The 17188-nt window shown below is 50.4% G+C and carries 18 protein-coding genes and 1 riboswitch; of the genes, 6 read left to right on the forward strand and 12 right to left on the reverse strand.

Features of this window, described 5'->3' with window-relative positions:
* The first annotated feature begins 147 nt into the window (after positions 1 to 147).
* A complete protein-coding gene (locus AC1TPC_RS04155) occupies positions 148 to 1005 on the forward strand; it encodes an MBL fold metallo-hydrolase (protein ID WP_482065595.1) in 858 nt (285 codons plus the stop codon).
* A 105-nt stretch (positions 1006 to 1110) separates the two neighbouring features.
* On the opposite strand, the gene AC1TPC_RS04160 is transcribed toward AC1TPC_RS04155, so the two are convergent.
* A complete protein-coding gene (locus AC1TPC_RS04160; RefSeq protein ID WP_482065596.1) occupies positions 1111 to 1413 on the reverse strand; it encodes a WGxxGxxG family protein in 303 nt (100 codons plus the stop codon).
* Between the two features lie 432 nt (positions 1414 to 1845).
* On the opposite strand from AC1TPC_RS04160, the gene AC1TPC_RS04165 reads away from it, so the two are divergent.
* Together AC1TPC_RS04165 and AC1TPC_RS04170 are read left to right on the forward strand one after the other, a co-directional pair.
* Positions 1846 to 2004 (forward strand): hypothetical protein, encoded by a 159-nt coding sequence (locus tag AC1TPC_RS04165; RefSeq protein WP_197286097.1) that lies wholly within the window; start codon positions 1846 to 1848, stop codon positions 2002 to 2004.
* Positions 2005 to 2121: 117 nt separating this feature from the next.
* On the forward strand, positions 2122 to 2712 hold the full coding sequence (locus AC1TPC_RS04170) for a nucleotidyltransferase family protein (RefSeq protein ID WP_482065597.1): 591 nt from the start codon (positions 2122 to 2124) through the stop codon (positions 2710 to 2712).
* Between the two features lie 54 nt (positions 2713 to 2766).
* On the opposite strand, the gene AC1TPC_RS04175 is transcribed toward AC1TPC_RS04170, so the two are convergent.
* The 10 genes from AC1TPC_RS04175 to AC1TPC_RS04220 all read right to left on the reverse strand — a co-directional run bounded on the left by AC1TPC_RS04175 (position 2767) and on the right by AC1TPC_RS04220 (position 13650).
* Entirely contained in the window at positions 2767 to 3546 is a 780-nt protein-coding gene (locus tag AC1TPC_RS04175) for a glucosaminidase domain-containing protein (RefSeq protein ID WP_482065598.1), read from the reverse strand.
* Between the two features lie 169 nt (positions 3547 to 3715).
* Positions 3716 to 4540 (reverse strand): TatD family hydrolase, encoded by an 825-nt coding sequence (locus AC1TPC_RS04180; protein ID WP_482065664.1) that lies wholly within the window; start codon positions 4538 to 4540, stop codon positions 3716 to 3718.
* Positions 4541 to 4575: 35 nt separating this feature from the next.
* On the reverse strand, positions 4576 to 5370 hold the full coding sequence (locus AC1TPC_RS04185; protein ID WP_482065599.1) for an ABC transporter ATP-binding protein: 795 nt from the start codon (positions 5368 to 5370) through the stop codon (positions 4576 to 4578).
* A gap of 3 nt (positions 5371 to 5373) precedes the next feature.
* Entirely contained in the window at positions 5374 to 6147 is a 774-nt protein-coding gene (locus tag AC1TPC_RS04190) for an ABC transporter permease (RefSeq protein WP_482065600.1), read from the reverse strand.
* On the reverse strand, positions 6137 to 6439 hold the full coding sequence (locus AC1TPC_RS04195) for a thiamine-binding protein (protein ID WP_169083133.1): 303 nt from the start codon (positions 6437 to 6439) through the stop codon (positions 6137 to 6139). Before AC1TPC_RS04195 ends, AC1TPC_RS04190 begins: the two co-directional genes overlap by 11 nt.
* Before the next feature lie 75 nt (positions 6440 to 6514).
* The gene (locus tag AC1TPC_RS04200) at positions 6515 to 7561 is read right to left on the reverse strand and encodes an ABC transporter substrate-binding protein (RefSeq protein ID WP_482065601.1); all 1047 of its coding nucleotides are present in this window, start codon (positions 7559 to 7561) and stop codon (positions 6515 to 6517) included.
* Between the two features lie 171 nt (positions 7562 to 7732).
* Positions 7733 to 7845, reverse strand: a riboswitch (TPP riboswitch).
* Between the two features lie 72 nt (positions 7846 to 7917).
* A complete protein-coding gene (locus tag AC1TPC_RS04205; RefSeq protein WP_482065602.1) occupies positions 7918 to 9534 on the reverse strand; it encodes a glycosyltransferase in 1617 nt (538 codons plus the stop codon).
* A gap of 173 nt (positions 9535 to 9707) precedes the next feature.
* Positions 9708 to 10790, reverse strand: a complete 1083-nt coding sequence (locus AC1TPC_RS04210) for a GerAB/ArcD/ProY family transporter (protein ID WP_482065603.1) — start codon at positions 10788 to 10790, stop codon at positions 9708 to 9710.
* Positions 10791 to 10806: 16 nt separating this feature from the next.
* Positions 10807 to 12051, reverse strand: coding sequence for a Ger(x)C family spore germination protein (locus AC1TPC_RS04215; RefSeq protein WP_482065604.1), 1245 nt, complete (start codon positions 12049 to 12051; stop codon positions 10807 to 10809).
* A 30-nt stretch (positions 12052 to 12081) separates the two neighbouring features.
* A complete protein-coding gene (locus tag AC1TPC_RS04220; protein WP_482065605.1) occupies positions 12082 to 13650 on the reverse strand; it encodes a spore germination protein in 1569 nt (522 codons plus the stop codon).
* A gap of 259 nt (positions 13651 to 13909) precedes the next feature.
* Here AC1TPC_RS04220 and AC1TPC_RS04225 point away from each other — a divergent pair, with 259 nt between their 5' ends.
* Genes AC1TPC_RS04225 through AC1TPC_RS04235 form a run of 3 tightly spaced genes read left to right on the forward strand, consistent with a single transcriptional unit; the run spans position 13910 to position 15697 of the window.
* Positions 13910 to 14119 (forward strand): hypothetical protein, encoded by a 210-nt coding sequence (locus tag AC1TPC_RS04225; protein WP_482065606.1) that lies wholly within the window; start codon positions 13910 to 13912, stop codon positions 14117 to 14119.
* The gene (locus AC1TPC_RS04230) at positions 14109 to 15374 is read left to right on the forward strand and encodes a DNA polymerase IV (RefSeq protein WP_482065607.1); all 1266 of its coding nucleotides are present in this window, start codon (positions 14109 to 14111) and stop codon (positions 15372 to 15374) included. Before AC1TPC_RS04225 ends, AC1TPC_RS04230 begins: the two co-directional genes overlap by 11 nt.
* Positions 15371 to 15697: a YolD-like family protein gene (locus AC1TPC_RS04235; protein WP_482065608.1), complete on the forward strand. Its 327-nt coding sequence runs from the start codon at positions 15371 to 15373 to the stop codon at positions 15695 to 15697. The genes AC1TPC_RS04230 and AC1TPC_RS04235 overlap by 4 nt, the downstream gene beginning before the upstream one ends.
* 138 nt (positions 15698 to 15835) lie before the next feature.
* On the opposite strand, the gene AC1TPC_RS04240 is transcribed toward AC1TPC_RS04235, so the two are convergent.
* Complete coding sequence (locus AC1TPC_RS04240; protein ID WP_482065609.1) at positions 15836 to 17155, reverse strand: extracellular solute-binding protein; 1320 nt, start codon at positions 17153 to 17155, stop codon at positions 15836 to 15838.
* Positions 17156 to 17188 lie beyond the last annotated feature (33 nt).

A 17188-nucleotide genomic window follows, 5' to 3' on the forward strand; every position in this document is an offset into this window, starting at 1 on the left:
TGATCTCCTCCTAATTGATATAGAATATTAACTTGTGCCAATTGATTACATTTCATTCTGCGTGATTCGGTCCCGATACATTTTTCAAGCTTTGCTGCGCCTTTGAGTAGAATAAGCACCTGACATTAGGACAGTTTATAAAGGAGAATGATAACAAAGGAGGCGCTTAGCTTGGAGAGCTCATTCGAGCAATCTTTTATGCCGATAACCACTTTTACTAGTGGAGATGGTCTTGCTTATCGACCTGATATCTACTGCTACCCGATCCAAATCGTAAACGTTTGTTTTATTGGCGATCCGAATAACAAGCAAGACGGCTGGGTTCTCGTCGATGCCGGCATGCCAAGATCGGCGAAGAAGATCATTAAAGAGGCAGAGGAACGTTTCGATTGTGCGCCTAAAGCTATTATTTTGACGCATGGACATTTTGATCATGTTGGTGCCATCATTGAACTGATTGAGCGTTGGAATGTTCCTGTTTACGCCCATAAGCTGGAGCTTCCCTACTTGACCGGAAAGTCTGACTACCCGCCTGCTGACCCATCGGTACATGGCGGACTCATCTCTGAAATGTCCTCCTACTTTCCCCACGACGGCATTAATCTTGACGATCGCGTAAAGGCGCTCCCGGACAAAGGCGTGGTACCTGGGCTTCCGGGTTGGAAATACATTCATACGCCAGGTCATACGCCCGGCCATATCTCGCTCTTTCGCGAGGAGGACGGCACGTTAATTGCCGGCGATGCTTTTGTGACGGTTAAACAGGAATCGCTTTATAAAGTGATGACGCAGGAGCAGGAAATTAGCGGTCCGCCAAAATATTTTACAACGGACTGGGCATCCGCAGAGAAATCCGTGAAGAAGCTGGCAGACCTCGATCCATACTTGGCTATTACAGGGCATGGTGAACCGATGTTTGGCGAGACGTTGAAAGATAATCTAACGCTTCTGACGAAGAAATTCAAAGAAATTGCTGTGCCGAAGCAAGGACGCTTTGTCCAGTAGCACCAGCAATCATCATATAGAGCCCCTGCCTAAGGCAGGGGCTCTATAGTTAAGCATTAAATTCATGTTGCATGCCGCTTCTGTCAGCACTCAAGAAACACGAAATCAAGTACGCTCCCGGTCACGGCCTTTTAAACCGATCAAGCCTAACAGACCGAGTAAACCGAGCCAGCTCCAATTCATATCTCTATCATCAGCTGCGTTTGTACGATACTGATTTGCATTCATGTTGTTGCGGTCATTCACATCGAGTGCTCTTGCCGTGTTATTAACGCCACGCTCGACATCCGTGCGCAGTTCTGTTGCTGGCCCAGCATTGCCCGACTTCGCGTTATCTCCAAAAGCGGGTACAGCCATTACGAATGTTAAGCAAACAACCACACTAAAAATCGTCCAAAACTTCTTCATGTACTCGTCCCCTTTGCTCATTAGTTTCGTGCATTTTATTTTGTCTCAAACTCAATTAATCTATACGAGCATATATAATCATTTACATACCTGTTCCGTAAAAATGCCATAATCTGAATACATAATCGAAAAACCGAGTACTTATTTGATAAGGTTACCATGTTCGGTTTTTCAACAAACCGACAAACATTTTTAATCCTGCGTTAAGGTTCATTTTTTATAATAAGAGACATCAACCCCACTGTTGATATATAGTTCTAGGACACCGGCCCACAGCGATGTGGGCCATTTTTTTGTCCGCGACCTCTCCTGCAGCACAATATTGGAACCATACAACCCATAAAAACGTTTTAACCGAATATACTTTCTGGTAGTGGCTGCTTGCGAAGAGGGTTTTGCTATGCAAAACCTAAGCTTAGGAGGCGTTTGACAATGGAAACATTCGGCAGAGGCTGTCTGTACATTATTTTTGGTGTCATTATCGTTATGGCGCTCGCTTTTATCGTCGGAGGCACGATTACCATTCCATGGTACATTCTCATCCCCCTTATCATACTCGCCTTCTGGGCTGCATCCAAGAAAGGCAAATAAGCTGTGTTTTGTAAGTAAATCAATGAAACCGGCATTCCAGCGGCTCTGGGCCGAATGCCGGTTTCATTGCGCTCAGCGCTTTTGTATAAACCTATTTCTAAATGTGGAGGACTCCCTTTGATCATTCAGAATGAAGAAGACATAATCAGGCTAGTTCGTGAAGATAAGTGGATGATGGACGTATTGAGCACAGCGAAAACGCTGCAATTGCCGGATTGGTGGGTTTGCGCGGGGTTTATCCGTTCAAAAATTTGGGACATGCTTCATGGCTTTCAAGAACGAACTGCTACACCAGACGTGGATGTTATTTATTACGATGCCGGAAATCTGGATGAAGCCGAGGAGAAGAAGCTGGAGGAGAAGCTTAAGAGGCTGAAACCGGGCATTCCTTGGTCTGTCAAAAATGAAGCAAGAATGCATCTCATTGGTCAGGCGCCGCCTTACTCCTCTTCTGTTGATGCCATCTCCAAGTTTCCGGAGACGGCTACCGCGCTTGGCCTCACGCTGGATCGTGATCATCAAGTTGTGCTGACCGCCCCGTGCGGAATAGACGATGTCATCCAGATGCGAGTCAAGCCTACTCCTTTTTTTGCTAGCTCGGAGGAGAAAATGAAGCAGTACAAGTCCCGTATCGCGAACAAAAACTGGCAAAAGACATGGCCGAGGGTAACGATTGCCGAACCGGAGCGGTTTCATTCATTCGAATAGTCCGTACACAAAAAAAAGCTAACGGCTGCCCGTAAGCTTTTTTTTGTTCTCCGATCAATCTGAGGTCAGCAATATCTCCCGCGCTGCCGGGTCCCAGCTTACGGCTAATCCAAGCTCCGATGCCAATGCTCGTACCTGAACATAGCCCGTTCCTTCGGACAAAATGGATTCGAGCTCTTTGCCATTTACAGCCACATGTGTCCCTGTCCAACTAATCTTCGCACCTAACGCTTCGCCAAGCACCCTTGCAGGTACCCAAGTTACGCCATTAAGCAAGCAGCCATCGGCTATAACCTTCCCCTTGTATTCAACAGCAACATGCTCTGCATCCTTGAGCTGATCCGGTTTTGCCATCTGCTGAACGCTTAAAGCATCATATTTTTTCAAATTATACTGTATAATAATAGCTTTTAATTTAGCTGGATATGCGGGATCCGTTGCGTAGCCGCATGCATACAGCATATCTGCTTGCTGCTCAGGCGTTACAGCACGGCGAACGCGCTCATATCGCGGCGCTGCAAGCAGCAAATCCAAATCCTTATAAAAGTCATATACGCTGTCGTAGGCTCGAAATGCGGCTTTTGTTTTTATGCTGCGCCCATCCATAACCTCCCAAGTTCCTTTTACGACCGCTTTGCCATGCCAATAAGCATTCGTCTGGCCGCTGCCAACCTTAATCCCCCCTAAATTATTCCAAGAATGAATGACTCCTCCTGTTTCGAGGAGATTTTGCGCTAACCGCACGGATGGAAACATCGGCGATCCTTCTCTCCTTACCCGTATGACAGTCGGCGCCAATGTCGCGATAAATTGTTCCTTTGTTAGCTTTGCCATCGTTTGGCTCCCTTCTGCAGCCCTATGTGGCCTGTCTTATTACCCTATCCTTATTTGTATGCTGCGGGAGCGACACTCGCAATGGACAAAGCGGTACGATTGCCGCAAACAAAAGCAAAGGCTGCCCTGTAGAATCATTCATTCTACATGGCAGCCTTCATTTAAGCAATTAGAGTCCATAAAAACGCCGCGTGTTCGCCAGCAAGATTGCCGAAGCCTGCTGAGCGGGCATCCGTTTAATATCTGCTATATGTCTCGCCGCATCGGCAGCCATGGCAGGGCGCGTCGGCTTGCCTGCATACGGCCCCTCGAATGGCCACGGTCCATCCGTCTCGACCATCAACTGCTCGATTGGATATTGCGCGACAAGTCGCTGAATCTCCTCCTCGTAAGCAACATCCGGCGTTATCGAAACTATATAGCCGCTGTCTGCCATGCGGCGAATAACATCCTCGCTGCCCTTGAACCAGTGAAAGTGCGCCCTGAGAACGCCATGCCTCTCCAATATGTCGCAAGCTTTGCCTGCATCCTCATATACTGCATGCAGCACAATCGGGCGATCGAGCTCACCGGCAAGTGCTGCGAAATGCTCAAGCAGCTCCAAATACGGCTTTTCGTCAAATGGCATTCCCGCTTGTGATGCTTCTAAACGCGTATAATACGGCAGTCCGACCTCTCCGATCGCAAACCGCTCTCCCGCTGCATGACGCAAGCGAATCCATGCGAACAGCTCGTCCAGCTCCGCTTCGGCTGGAAGCGGCTGCTCCGGATGAAAGCCATAAGCCGGATGAACCCGTCCGGCATGGCGCAAAGCGATTTCGCGGTTCAAGGCCGAGGATTGCAGATGCATGGAGACCGCAACCACCGCCTCAACGCCTTCAGCGAAGGCAGCAGCCAGCAGCGCCTCCCGCTCCTCCTCCGCATACAAATCCACGTGAAGATGTGCATCCATACATAAGCCAGCTGATGAAGCAGCCTTCAAGTCCGATTGCATTTCAAGGTGATCTGCCCTTAATGTTCTTGCCATCGTTAGCTCCCTTCCTTCGCGCCGACCTTAAGCAGCTCATAAATCTGCTGCTTCAATGTATTAAACCGTGGATCTGTCCATAAAGCCTCATGGCGCGGACGCTCGAACGGGATCTGGAATTCCTCTAGCACCACAGCAGGTGAAGCGGACAGCACGATAATCCGGTCTGACAGATACAAAGCTTCCTCGATGCTATGCGTAACGAGCAGCACCGATCTGCGATTTTGCTCCCAGATCGACATGAGCCACTGCTGCATTTGCTGACGCGTCAAGGCGTCCAATGCGCCAAACGGCTCATCCAGCAGCATCAGGCGCCGCGGCGCAAGCAAAGCCCGAAGGAAGGAAATGCGCTGCTGCATGCCGCCGGATAGGACATGGGGATAGGAATCCGCATATTCATGTAGATCGATTCGCTCAAGCCACTCTCTCGTTTTCTCCTTCGCGGTCTTGCGATCAACGCCAGAGATCGCAAGCGACAGCTCGATATTGCCCGCAACGGTTTGCCACGGCAGCAGCGATGATTGCTGCGGCATATAAGAGATATGTCCGCGTTCGCCTGTCGTCTGCTTGCCGTCGATCCAGATCTCGCCTTCCGATGGCCGCTCTAAGCCGCCAATGACTTGAAACAAGGTTGTTTTCCCGCTGCCTGAGGGCCCTACAATGGACACGAATTCTCCATCAGCAACGGAGAATGATAAGCCAGCCAGCACCTCTTTGCTGGAGGAGCCTCGGCCAAATTGCTTCCGAATGTTCTGCACCTGCAGTGTAGCGTGTAGATTCTCGCCTTTATTGCTCATTCGCTACCTCACCTCTTTCTTAGGGCGCCAACGAATGACAAGACGCTCCGCTAAGGTGATCAGCCCAAATAACGTCAAGCTGATTGCAACGATAATAATGACTGCCGCAAACACGCGATCAGGCATAAACCCTTTGAACGAAATGATCATGAATGCGCCGAGACCTTTGTTCGTGCCTATCCATTCGGCCACAACTGCGCTTAGCACGCTGTAGGAGGCCGCGATTTTTAATCCGGAAAATAAATGGACGATCGCATGCGGAAGCTCCAATCGCCAAAACAGCTGCCATTTGCGAATGCCGATCATCTGCAAATAATTGCGAAGCTGCGCATCGGTATTCATTAATCCGCTCAGCATCGCAACCGTTATCGGGAAGAAGCACACCATGATGACAAGCAGCACCTTTGGCAGCATTCCATAGCCTAGCAGCATCGTCAGAATGGGGGCAATCGCAATAATGGGTACGTTTTGCGACAAGACAAGCAAGGGATACACCGCCGTACGTACGCCGGGAATTAAATGCAGCAAAGCGGCGAGCACGAAGCCCACCGCCGATCCTCCCACAAAGCCAAGCAGCATGATTCGCACTGTCGCTCCCGTATGTTCCATAAGCCTCGGCCATATTTCTATCGCTTCCTTTACGATTGAAATCGGCGACGGAATGAGCCATTCTTGAAATAATCCAAGCGAGGCTGCCGCCTGCCAGCAAACCAGCAGCGTGATAAGCACTGCGGCTGGAGGCCATATTTGGGGCCAGAGCGTTCTCTTATTGCCCATCTGGATATTTCTCAAGCAGCCTGCCCATCGAAGCGCCGCTTGCCGGATTGTAGTAAATTTTGATTTGTGAAATTACAGACGGGCAGCCCATCTCCGTCATCGCTTCGCTCATCGACTGCACGACGCTCAGCAGATGGCTAAGCTCGCCCTCCATCGTCGTTTCAAGCGGTGCTACGCGGTAAGGGACACCCGCTGCTTTGATGATCTCGATTGCTCGATCCACGTAAGGAATGACGCTCTCGCCGCCCGGCGTTGTCGGCAGTATTTGAATGCTTACCAATGCGTTTGCCATCAGAATTCCTTCTTTCTCATCGTTGTTGGCGAGAGGCGGCAGATGCTGCCGCCTCTCTAGATTTTCTTAAAATGCTTATTCCGGCAAAAATTCGTTCGTAAAGGCTTTGTCCGCTTCAAGCTCTTTCTCAAGCAGCTTGTGATCAAACATCCAGCTCGCGTAATTTTCCCATACGCTAAGCTTTTGCTCGCCCCAACGCGGCGCATCATCCTGATATTTCGGACTTAGCCACTTTTGGCTTGCGCGCACAAGCTCCGCGTTCAAATCAGGCTCGGCTTTAATCAAAATCTCTGCCGCGTCCTCCGGATTGTCAATTGCGTATTGGTAGCCTTTTGCTGCGGCAGCCGTGAACGCTTTGACCACCTCCGGCTTATCTTTAATCATCGTCTCGTTCGTCGCAAGAACTGGCGTATAATAATCCAGTTTGTCGCTGTAATCGGTCAAATAAACCATGTTGATCTTCTCGCCGCGAAGCTCCGCTTCCACGCCTGTCCATGCATAATAAATCCATGCAAAATCAATATCTTTCTTAACTGCCGTGAAGAAGTCGCTGTCGCCGATGCTGATCAGGTTTACTTTGCTGACATCCGCACCCTTCTCCTGCATAATGGATTGAATGACCGCTTCCTCGACAGGAGCGCCCCAGCCGCCGTAGGTTTTGCCTTCGAACTTCTCCGGCGAATCGATCCCCTTAGCAAGCGGAGATGCGAAGCCTGAGGTGTTATGCTGAATAACCGCTGCGATCGACACGAGCGGCACGCCCGCAATCCGCGCCATCGTGATCGACTCTTGATAGCTTACGCCGAACTGTACGCTGCCCGTCGCTACCATTTGATCAGCGCCGCTTTGGCCCGGCTGAATAATTTCAACATCAAGCCCCTGCTCTTTAAAAAAGCCTTTATCTCTAGCAACATAAAGCCCGGTATGATTCGTATTCGGCGTCCAGTCCAGTACGACCTGCACCTTCTCAAGCGGCTTGTCCGCTGCTCCCTCTTGCTCTTGCGGCTCCTTGCTCGCTTCCGGCGCGCTGTTGTTAGTGCCGCAGCCTGCAAGCGCCATGACGAACACAAGCATTGCAGCTACGATCCTCCACGACTGTTGCCCTTTTTTCTTCTGATTCATGATGTGTTAGTTCCCCTCTCACTGCTTCTATTTGTATAAGATGACGAGCCCGTATCCGTATCCGGTACAGCAGCACATACAAAAAAGCGTCCCCCTAATCCGGAGGACGCCATATAAATCGGCTGTGCAGCTGCTTGCAGCAAAACTTGATCGCTGTGATCGAGCTTGCTGAATAAACAGTGCTTCTGTCCCTACGCTGGCATTATCCAGATCAGGTTTAACGGGTCGGAATTGTACAGATAATTCCCTCTCAGCCGGCCTAACCAGCTCCCCGGAACATATTCGGTTCGTCAACACTACCAATTGTATAGCAAAACCCGATCATTATGCTAGTATTTTTTTGAAAATGATTATCATCAAGCCTGTTTGCCCTTTGACTCCCTGCATATGTCGACGATATACATCGGCTCGACGCTCCTAAGCGCATGAAGCGGGATCCGCTCACTCGGCTTCCATGACAGACTTAGCTCCTCGCCGCTATCCGGGGAGCCAATAGACTGTACGCCTGTGACTAATGACGTATCCGCTCCTAATGCGGAAACATCCTCTTCCTCTGCAATGTCTTCTGCTTCCTCGGCAGCCTGCGCCTCTGCTGCGGAAGCAACTCTGCCGAACACGAGCAGATAAGCGGCCGTAAGCTCATCCGCTATCGCTTCATTCGTCAATTGTCCAAGCAGCCTGATATAGCCAAGCTGCTCCTGCGGTTTATGCTCTGCGAGCGTCGCCTTCACGTATGCAAAGCCTGACTGGGCATACAGCTGCTTCACCTGCTGGAGCGTATACTGGATCGCCGCTTGTCGCTGCGCGAATACATTTGAAGGATCTAAGTATTGCCGGATATTTTCAAAATAATATCGATTCGCGAAGCCGCCGATGATCCAGCCTCCGGGCCGCAGCAGGCTGACTAATCGCTTCATCGACTGCGGCATGCCGTAAGCATGAGCATCTCCGATCAGGATGCCGTCCAGTCCTTCGGAAGGCAGCGCCCAATCCTTCGGCTCGTTCGAGCGGAACACCGTTATTCCTGATGCCTCGGCAACACTCGCCGCAAGCTCGCTCCGCTCGACACCGTACCATTTGGCTGCTGGAAAATGATTTTTTAGATGATGGATTGTCGCCCCGCAGCCGCAGCCAATTTCCATAATGGAGCTATTTTCGCGCTTGTATTCATAGGATTCTCGTTGTATAACCGTACTAAAATCCATTCTGATTTGCGTCGCACCATCTGGATCAAAGCCCCATTTCGCCCTAAACACGTTCGCATTGCCCCTGTAGGCTTGCAGCAACAGCTCCGGCTCGGAGCTAAAGGGAGCGCTGCCGTCGTTATGGTGAATAAATGTATCTCCGCACAGCAGAAGCTTGTAGCCTGCAAGCCGCAGTCTCAAGCAATAATCGTCATCCGCCAAGCTGCCCATGCCGAAGCTCTCGTCAAACGTTCCGACCCGCTCATACGCCTCCCGCCGCATAAGCAGGCAGAAGCCAGCCAGCTTCACGCGCTCCTCCCACTTCGTTTTGTCGGGAAACGCATGCAGCGCGGAAGCGAACAGCTCCATTTCCTCTATCGTCTTATATGCGGTCGGAATAGTCGACCAGTAGGATGCCGAATTCGTTGCGGGGCCAACCGCTCCAATCCGTTCATCGCTTAGCAAGCAGCGCTTTAATCCTTCAAGCCAGCCTGGCGTTGCGATCGTATCGTTATGAAGCAGCATGAGAAGCTCGCCCGAAGCGGCGGCAAGCCCCAGATTGCAGCCCTTGGCAAAACCTGCATTGAAACCGTTGTCGATTACGATGAGGTCGCTTTCGTTTTTTGCCCATTCCACCGTATTATCCATCGATCCATTATCTACAATAATCAGCTCATAGCAGCCACGCTGCGTATGCCGCCGAATGCTCTCCACGCATTGCTTCGTGTAATCAAGCTTATTGCAGGCAATAAGAATAATGCTTGTCATGCACCTATTGGCATCGCTCACGCGTATCCCCCTCAAGCAAGCGTAAACGGCTTACGCAGTCCTTCGGCGGCAAAAGCTCGTTCCGCGATGAAATATAAGCAGCTCATCTATGCTCATATTTCAAGCTGTACCCATAAAATATGTCGGCGCAGCCTTTTCGGTGAGGAGTAGAAGTGCCTAACAACTAACCGATGCTATGCCGCTGTTTTATACTTCTTTCGTATGCCTACGATAAGCATAAGCAGCGGCAGTATAATTTGAAATAGCGGAGCGACCTTCAGCGTAATGTCGAGACCGACCCAAATATGTACCGTGTTATTTCTCTCCACAAACGACGCTGCATAGATAAGCAGCCCGATCGGCATGACGCAATACCGATAGGCGATGCCTGTTACCGCGTTAAACGTAAATACCGATGCCATGTAGAGCGCCGTCATTTTCACATAGAGCCCGATAAACAAAAGCAGCGTTACAATAACATCCAACCTCTCCAGAAAATTAGCCAGCGTGATCAATTGCACGACCTCAAGCAGCGGCAGCGCGGTAAGTGAAGCGATCTCCGGCCCAAGCACGCAAAGCGTGAGCGCATTCATGAGAATAAGAAAAGCCGATACCCCGATGTAAGCCCAATAAGAGACGCGCCCGATCATTTTTTTCTCGCTGACATGCTTCCAGAACACGAAAAAAATGATCATTTGTCCAAAAGGAAAGGACAGCAGGTCGGGAAATGCCGCCTTCACAACAGGCATCGGCCCATGCTCCATGAGCGGAAGCAGATGCGTTATGTTCGGCAATCTGGCTATGAGTAAAAGTAAAATAATGAAAAAATAACTGAGCGCTGTAATGGGAAACAGCAGCTGTACGACTCGGACAAACACTTCAAGCCCCTTGCTTACGGTGTAAGCCGCAGCGCTCATAATGAACAGCATAATAATCCATTTTGGCGTGAAGGAAAGCAGTGCCATCATCGTAAGCTCGCCGACATCCCGCACGTTGCGCATCGATTCGTAGGCAAACCACAAAGCATGAAGAATGCCGACAAAGCCGCCGATCCATTTGCCAAAATGCATGATGTAAAGCTCGGCAAGCTCCGATTCAGGGGACCGCTTCTGTACGCGAATATACATGACAGTAAGCAGCAGGCCGGCAAACGCTGCCAGCGTCATTGCCATCCATGCGTCCTGCTTTGCCTTGATGCCGAGCTCGAACAAAGGCGTGCTTCCCAGCAAAAAAACGATGATCAAAATGGAAAGCTGATTTTTCCCGATCTGCTGCATACGGTCTCCTTTCCGACTATGAGCCTTCCTTTTCCTTTTCCTTTTCCTTTTCCTTTTCCTTTTCCTTTTCTTGCACCTTCTTCATACCGTTTCCGCTCATACCCGTCGATACGATCTTTACTTTTACCGCTATTTTCACTTCCGTGTTTGGAAACTGCTCCGTCCAGTTTTTTTCCGACTGCGACCATTGCTTCGGATATTTTTTGTGGATGACATCGCCAAAGCCCAGCACATCCGCTCGATGCTTGCGAACGGACTTCCAGCCTTTCTCCATTATGGCGGCAATCTCACCTTCAATAAGCTGCTCGACCTTCTCCACCTGATTAGGCTCACTGAGATTGCTGCCGCAATTGTATTCCATCAGCGTCCCTTCCGCACTTGCATTCACGTGCATAATCCACTTGCCGTTTGACGGCTCAGGACGCAGCTTTGTCTTCGCATGCGTAATGCGTATAGAGGAGCCCCGCTCTCCTTTTCCGTCCTTCGCACAAGCAAAGGGGATCGTCGTTCTCTTCACGTGATTCGTAAGCCACATCGCGCCTTGGCTCTCCTCATTGTTAATCCAGCCTACCAGCTTATCATCTTTAATCAATGCCAATTCAGATAATCTAACCTTGGAGGGCGTATTGGTGCGGGTCAGCTTTTCCGCCTTATCCATGCTCTCCTTAGTGCCTGCCACGACCAATCCCGGTATGCCCGTAGCGTGTGTCGTGCCGAGCAAGTCTATCAGCACTTGGTGGATCGTCATCTCCCGAAAAATAGAGCTGTTCATCTCTTCATTGGTGATCATCCGCTGAATGGCTGCAGCTGGGATTTTCTCAAGCGGGATCAGCTGCTCCAGCATCCGGCGCGCACTGCCTCTCGCCAAGTAGACGCTGACCGTCTCACGGGAATCATGGTTGCGAAGGTAAGTGTCGAGCAGCGGGCCCAGACCCTTGCGGGCAGCCTCCTGCCCAATAATAATAATTTGAGTATGCGAGAAGTAGAGACGCCGCGACGTTTCTTGGCTGGCTTTGCTGACTGCGCTCCGAATGCTCTCGCCTTTCGTGGAAAACACATTGACCGCCGCCGAGTTGCCGGCAGCGCCCTGACTGGAAATCGCCTGCGGAATAACAACCTGATACGACAGCACCCAGTTCCCGTCCTTCCAGTCAACGCCGGTTGCGGAAATAACGGCAATATCATTCAGCTCTACCCGGTTCCAGCAGCCGGCAGCAAGCAAGCATACAAGCAGCGGCAGCAGCAACTTCCATTTATTCATTGCCGTTCCTCCCTTTTCTTTACGGCTTTTTTACGGCTTGCCGGAATGACGCTGGGCCGGCGGTTTTTTGCCATTTGGCCGACGCTTCGGATTACGCAGGTTCAAATCAAGGGGCCGAAGCACAATCGCCCACCATGGCAGCCGTATGAACACATCTCTCCATATGCCTTGCTTCGTTGGTCCCGGCGCCATCGGCGACATATACGGCACGCCGAATGATCGCAGCGATGCGAGATGAATGAGCATAAACAGCACCGAAACGAAGATGCCAAAAAAACCTAAAAAACCCGCCATAATCATGAAGAGGAACCGGATAATGCGCGAGGTCGCCGCCATATTGAATTCCGGCATGACGAAATTTGAAATCGCTGTGAAGGATACCACGATAACCATACCCGCCGAAACAATGCCCGCCTGCACGGCAGACTGCCCCAGCACGAGAGCGCCGACGATGGAAATGGCTGGCCCGATTGCCCGCGGCATTCGTAGTCCCGCCTCGCGAAGCACCTCGAACGTGACCTCCATGAGAAGCGCTTCGAGCAGTCCCGGAAACGGGATGCCTTCCCGCTGCGCCGCTAGACTAATAAGCAGCGTTGTCGGCAGCATCTCCTGATGATAAGTCGTGACTGCGATATACAGGGCAGGAAGGAGAATCGAAATGACGTACGCACCGTAACGAATCATGCGAACGAATGTTGCAATATCGAACCTTTGATAATAATCCTCGGGCGACTGAAAGAAGGTGAAAAAAGTGGTTGGAGCCATCAAGGCTATCGGCGATCCGTCAACCATAACCGCGACTCTTCCCTCAAGCAGCGCCGCCGCTACCGTATCCGGACGCTCTGAATTGAGCAGCGTCGGAAACAGCGAGAAGGTCTCGTCCTGAATAAATTCCTCTATATATCCGCTCTCCAGCACGCCATCGATTTCGATTGCCGCCAGCCTGCGGTAAACCTCCTTCACGATCCCTTCATCCGCTACCCCGTGCAAATAGAGCACGCCCACGTTCGTATGCGTCTGCTGCCCGATCTTATGCACCTGCACATGAAGGTCGGAGGAGCGTATAATTCGCCTAATTAAGCTGATATTGGTTCGAATGCTTTCAACAAAGCCATGCTGCGGCCCCCGAATGACGGTCTGGGTCTGCGGAATGGTGACGCTGCGCTGCTCGCCTCCGCCGGTATCCGCAGTCAATGCCGATGCGCTTCCATCCGCCATAATGACGCATAGCCCTTCCGCCATAAATTGGAGAGCTTGCTCCAAGGAATGGATGTGCTGTACCGATCCGATTGAAACGATGCAGTTGCGAAGCGCCTCCAGCAGCTGGCTGCCCTTCACGTACGCATGCTCCGGCAGCCTCATCGACATCAACGGCTCCATGACGCTTTCGTTAATCGTCTCCGAATCTACGATTCCATCTACATAGATAATCGCGACCTCGCGATCTGGCGCGGCATCGCTGCGAAACATTCGGGTCACGATATCCGAGCTGCCGCCGAAGCGGTCGCGAATCGTCTCGACGTTCGCATGCAAAGATGGACTGAACGGCGTTGACGTCCCTTCATTTTGTTTGTTCATAACGGCACCTTTCGTTTCCATGTTGCTTCTATTTTGGCGCATTATGGATGTAAATATGTACGGCGTTATATTTGCCCGGCTATAAGCGTTCCAGCTACGTTTGCACGCAAGACAAAACAGGCCGTTTATATAACGGCATCCTCCTCTCTCGCCATGCATCGCGTTTGCAACGGGACAGTTGGATATACCTTGTAAAAAACATCCACAAAAAACCAGTGGTATAAGAACGGGTGTTCTGTATATAATAAGAACAGACGTTCTTATTATGGAGGGATGCATCATGACATTGGAAAAATGGTTCAGCGCAATCGGTTGTGTCGTTGATGTGATTTATATGAGCAAAAAAGGCAAGTTTACGAAACGAAGAATTCGGGTTCTATCCGTTAGGGACGGCTACGTCAGAGCCTTCTGTATCGACTCGGGCGCGCAGCGCGTCTTTCTCGCGGCAAATGTATTAGCGGCAGAGCTGGTGAGCCGAAATGTCTCTTAGCAAAGTCATTATGCTGGCGGATTGCCAATCGTTTTATGCGTCAGTGGAGAAGGCGGAGCATCCGGAGTACCGCGATTTGCCGGTTGTCGTTGCGGGCGATCCCGAACGCAGATCCGGCATTATTCTTGCCGCTTGCCCCATCGCCAAGTCATTTGGGGTAACGACTGCCGAGCGGCTCGGCGATTCGCTTGCCAAGTGTCCGAATTTAGTGATCATTAGGCCGCGCATGCAGCTGTACATCGATATTTCCATGATCATTACGCGCATTTATCAGTCGTATACCGATCTTGTCGAGCCTTATTCGATCGATGAGCAGTTTCTAGATGTGACCGGCTCGCTGCATTTGTACGGATCGTCTGAGGAGCTCGCGCATCATATCCAAACCCGCATTTCTGCGGAGCTTGGCATATACACCCGCTTCGGCATCGCGGAAAATAAAATTTTGGCGAAGACGGCCTGCGACAACTACGCGAAGAAAAATGAATCGGGCATTTATATTCTCTCGAAGGATAAGCTTCAAGATACGCTATGGACGTTGCCCACCACCAAAATGTTCATGGTCGGCAGCCGGATGACACGGCATTTTAATGCGATGGGACTCGATACGATCGGCAAAATAGCCGCAACGCCGCTCGATAAGCTGAAGCAGATGATGCGCCGCAAATTCGGCAAAAACTCTGATATCAACGCCGAGCTGTACTGGCGGATTGCGAACGGAATCGATGACAGCCCCGTTACGCCGGGAACGCATCAGGTCGCTCCGAAGGCGGTAGGACATATGATGACGCTGCCGCGCGACTATGGCAAGCTGGAGGAAATCAAGGTCGTGCTGCTTGAGCTGACTGAGCTTGTTTGCCAGCGCTGCCGCGGCAAAGGGTATATGGGGCATGTCGTGTCCGTGGGATTAATGGGAGCTGACTATGACCGGCCGACCGGCTTTAGCCGACAAATGAAAATGGACGATCCGACCAACGTCACCAATCAGGTTTACCGCGCTGCGGTGCAGCTGGTGCTGCGGCACTGGGACGGCTATCCCGTGAGAAAGGTCGGCGTCAGCCTGACGCAATTTTCGCAGGATGACGAGTACCAGCTTTCGCTGTTTGACCCAAACCGCGAGAAGACGATGGCGCTTGAGAGGGCAACGGATGCCCTGAAGCAGAAGTACGGGGACGCCGTTATTTTAAGAGCCGTGTCCGTATCTCCCGCCGGGCAAGCGCTGCATCGCTCGGAGAAGATCGGAGGACATTACAAATGAGAAAGAAGCTTGAAGGCAACGGGCTTTGGGAGTCGAGCCGCATGATGCTGCCCGAGCATAAAGTCGCCATTAATGAGCACGAGAAGACGCTGAGGCATCGAGAGCGCGTAGAGCTTGACGAGCAGGAATGGGAAAATGTTGCCCGCCTCGTCACCGAATCGCTGCAGCAGCGCCATTCCATCACGCTCCGCCTGTTCCATCCGCTTGAGGAGCTGACCGTCGTCGGCATCGTCGATCGGGTCGATCAGCTGAAGGGCCGCTTTATGGTCGACGGCGAATGGTTTATGGTTCGTGATATCGAAGGCGCTGCGGCCGAGGAATAGCGAGGCGAGCCCCTTTTTCTAAACACGCATTTCATAATAAGGAGCTGCCCTGCTCGAAGGCTGGGCAGCTTCACTATAAGAACCAACATTTCCAATTTCAGAAGTCGAGTTCTCCATAACAAGTAGAGTAGGTTTGAGTTATTCCATAGTCTGCGCAAGCGCAGCCTGCAGCTCCTCCTCCATTGCTTTTAAAGCCTCAGGAACTGAACTTTTATCCGAGAAGATGTCAGCAATATACGTTGGAGTCACTTCGTCCAGCTTAGCGATCATAGGCCTAGGAAGACTGCGCAGCTGATTGATCAGCTTGTTATTTACACGCTCTAATTGATAAAAAGGCGCCAGCTTCTCGTCCTGCGAAGCTGGATTCGGCCGCGCAGGCAGATCATCAACATTTATTTGAGGAAGGAGTCTTGCATAATCATCGCCCGCTAAATATTTTACAAACTCCCAGGCGCCTTCCGGCTCTTGTGCATCCGATAGAATAGCAAAAATATTTTTTAAATAAATACCATTTCCCATATCTGGATTTTCAGAACTAGCTGGAAGGGTAACCACTCCCCAATCAAAGCCATGATCCTCTTCCCCAGCTTTCATTAAATGTTGATACATGCCTGATTCCTCGACTGCCATGGCGATATTTCCAACTAGAAATGGATACGTGCTCTTCGCTGCTTCATCCCTTTTCATCGAGTCCATTTTTTCAACTCGGCTTGCATCGTAACAGGCATTTGACTTGAAACAATTGGTTACATTCAAAAATACATTGTCCCAAGCTGGCGAGCTGAATGTAAACTTCTCATTGTTATAGAATGACAAACCACTGCCTTCTCCGATAGTCAGAGCCATCATGAAAGGGTTTAGCACGTTTTTATGGTATAAGCCAAACTGCACAGGAGCACGATCAATAGGGACAGCAAACTTCTGTGCCAGCTCAAAAACCTCATCCCAAGTCATAAAGTCTACAGGATGCGAGATGCCTGACTGATCAAAAATCTTTTTGTTATAATAAAGTGCTTGTCCAACAAAAGTAGGCGTTAATCCATAAAGGCTGCCCTGCTCATCCTTCAAATAATCAATAACAGCTGGCGTATAGCCCTTTAGGTCAAATTTATCTCTTTTGATCCAATCGGAGAACGATGCCAGCTTCCCCTTTTCTTGCAAGACGGAGTAAGCTTCCATTGGAACAGATAGTACATCCGGGTTTTCCTTCAAAATAAGATCCTCAATAGTCTTCGATATATCCGTACCAGCGGTATGATGATCGAAGATAGAGATCACCTCTAATGTATAACTAGGGTGCGTAGCGAGAAATACTTTTCCATACTCTTCGTAAAAACTACTTTCATTCGTAGCAAGTATCTTTACGAATGCATCCTCTTTCATCTCGACTTGATGCGCTTGGCATCCCGTTAAAATCAAAATAAAAATTAATATTAAAATAAAATAGCTTTTTTTCAAGACATAAAACCTCGATTCTAACGGATTGGCAAT

The organism is Paenibacillus sp. Y280 (assembly GCF_056786335.1).